Here is a 3,235-nt window from a genome sequence, read left to right on the forward strand (position 1 = left end):
AAATGCATTGTACTAAAACTACAATACTGTATCTTTAAGCTTATATCTACATAACAATTTGAAGTATCACCATTATAACTAATTTTCTTTAGCCTTAGAATGAAGGAGAAACGAGGAAGACAGAGACACGAGCTAACTATACGTTATATAGGCATTTCATTTTTGTCTTTGGTATTTGTACTTGTTTCAGTTTGCACATACTCTTATATAAGAGCGAAGCAGGTACAAAACGACTACAGCACAAAAGTTCTACGGTCTTACAAAAGGCTTGAGCTCGTTAATAATTTACTAAATAAGCAGGAGCAAACCCAGAACCTACTTCGGTCATACTTAGCTACACAACATGCTGCATCTAAGGATAGCCTTCAGCTTGCCTTGGCAGAAACGCATAAGTTAAAAGATGCTTCCATTATAGAGCTATCCAGCCTAGTAGAGCAACCTGGCCAGCTAAAGTCTCTGCAACTGCTGATGCAGGACATAGATAAACACTACGTGCATGTTGATAGCCTGCTTGTGCTGATAGACGCCGAACAGCTAAACGAAGCAGAGGCCTATGCAGTAAATAACCTTGCTCCCTTTTATAGGCGCCAACAGACGCACCTCATAAACTTAAGTGACGAAATAACAGCTTCTTCCAGAAAGTATACAGCTGAGTTTATTCCAGCAGTCTCTAATATTGTGGATGGCTATGCTATTCTTTTATTTTTAGCTGCTATCTGCACCGTATGGGCCGGTTATACTTTAGGAAAGGCTTTTAAGCAGCTTCAAAGAGAGAACAACACACTTAATGCAGAGATAAAAGACCGTAAGGAGCTTCAGCAGGCGTTGGTTGAAAGCCAGGAGCAGTACAAACAGCTTTTTAACAGTAACCCTATTCCGATGTGGGTGTATGATCAGCATACCCTCCGATTTTTAGAGGTTAACGAGGCCGCCATTAAAGAGTATGGCTACTCGCGCGAAGAGTTCATGCAGATGACGCTTCGTGATATCAGGCCCGCAGAAGATTTAGCAAAGTTTGATGAACGCATGCAGTCTATCAACAAAGCCTCTAACGCGGCAAGCAAAAGATTTTTTCATCAGCGAAAGGATGGCCGCAAGTTTAAGGTTGAATTAGGATCGCATGCTTTAACTGTGGAGGCAGCTATATTCCCAAGGTTGGTAGTGGCTGTAAATGTGCAGGAACGGGAAGAAGCAATGCAGCAGTTAAAGAAAAGTGAGAAGCAGTTGCGCGAAATTAGCTCCAGCCTCCCAGGGGCTGTTTTTCAGTATCAGATGGATCATAACTACAGCTTCAGCTTTCCCTTCATAAGCGATGGCGTACTGCCGCTGTGCGGGGTTACGCCGGAGGAGGTTTACAAGAACCCTGTAGTGCTCTATCATAACTTACATCCTGATGATCTTATAGCAGTACAGGAGTCTACTTTAGCTTCTTATAACAAGCTTACTCCCTGGGAAGCCGAGTTTAGAGTATGGCAGCCAGAGGAAAACAAGTATAAGTGGGTACGTGGCCATAGTCATCCATCTTCTAAAGGAAACGGTACCGTTATCTGGAATGGTACCTTTATCAATATTTCAAGCCTAAAGGAAACACAAGAAGAGCTTGAGAGCAGTAAAGCCCACTTAAGAGCTTTGCTGGATAGTTCTCCTCAGGCTATCTATTTGCTGGATGAGCACCGTAAGATTGTAGCTTTCAATAAAGTCGCAGAATGTGAAGTGCTCACCTACTCACTTACTTCACTAGATAAGGGACTGGATATACTTGACTTGATAGACCCAATCCACCGAGAGCAGTTTTTAGATAACCATGCTAAAGCAATGCAGGGCCATTCGATACAGTATGAGCATGGCACAGGCGGGCTTTGGCATGAGGTAACTTTTAAACCTGTATATGATGCAGCAGGCCAGATAATCAATATCACCCTTAGTGTTCATAATAAGACAGAACAGAAAAAGGCAATAGAAAACATAAAGAAAAACGAAGCCCAGCTTTCAAAAGCACAGCGTATAGCAAAACTAGGCAGCTGGGAGTATGACTTAAAGAAAGAGCTGCTTACAATGTCCCGAACATTGTATGATATCTTTACTATTCCCTATAGCGATCAGGTTCCTTCTCTATTAAGCCTTTCCACCCGGTTCCATCCAGACGACAGGGAAGACGCACTAAAGCTAATTGACAGAGCCATACATGCCAAAGAAGATTTGATGTATGAGCACCGGATTATTACGAAAGACGGCAGCATCAAATATTTATCCCATATTACTGAAACTGTGCGTGATGAGGATGGCAATGCTATTATTATTGCTGGTACTGCTCAGGATATTACAGACAGGAAGCTTACGGAGCAGGAAGTAATAGAAGCCAAAAACCTGCTTCAGTCAACTATAGAAAACATACCTGAGCTCATTTTTTCAGCAGATACAAACTTAGCTATCACGTACATAAGTCCGCAATGCCACGATATTACCGGCTATCCGGAAGAAAATTTCTTAGGCAATAAAGAAGCCTGGATCAAAATGATCCACAACGAAGACCAGCATACGCTTTTAACAGAGGTGTTGCCCAAAGTGCTGGAAGGTACGCAGCAACAGTTTGAGCTTAGAATTGTAAACCGAAACGAGCAGATTAAATGGGTTATTTTCAGGCTTTCACCTAAGAAAGACGAAAAAGGTAATGTTATAAGAATAGATGGGGCAGCCTCGGATGTATCTAATTACAAGGAAACAGAAGCGAAACGCCTGAAGCTGACAGAGCAGCTTTTAAAGCAAAATCAGAGCTTACAGCAATTTGCTTATATCGTTTCGCATAACTTAAGAGCCCCGGTTGCTAATCTGCTAGGGCTGGTCTCCATCTATGACCGCACGAACCCCTTGGCGCCTCAAAACGAACAAGTAGTAGATAACCTGGTTAAGTCGACTCAGTTGCTCGATAGCACTATCAGAGACTTGAACGAGTTGCTTACTATACGTAGCCAGGTGGAGGCGGTGCATGAGCTTGTATGCTTTAGCGAACTGATGGAGAACGTGTTAACCGCATTGCATGCTGAAATAGACCAAAGTGAAGCAACAATCACTTATGATTTCGATAAAGCGCCATGCACCTTGGCTATACGAAGTTATGTGCACAGTATTTTATATAATTTAACTCAAGTTGCGATTATAAACGATGAAGCCATCCAGGTATGTTAAAGGATAAAGAGACCAAACTCTACTCCTTTCTTACCATGAATGACTTCAC

Annotated in this window: 1 protein-coding gene; it reads left to right on the forward strand. The window is 42.3% G+C overall.

Annotation, left to right across the window (positions count from 1 at the left end; all coding sequences use genetic code 11):
- Positions 1-375 precede the first annotated feature (375 nt).
- Entirely contained in the window at positions 376-3,186 is a 2,811-nt protein-coding gene (locus ACFQ2O_RS20770) for a PAS domain S-box protein (protein WP_377532650.1), read from the forward strand.
- Positions 3,187-3,235: the final 49 nt, after the last annotated feature.

Origin of the sequence: Pontibacter rugosus (genome assembly GCF_042678745.1) — a bacterium.
Taxonomy (GTDB): Bacteria; Bacteroidota; Bacteroidia; order Cytophagales; family Hymenobacteraceae; genus Pontibacter; species Pontibacter rugosus.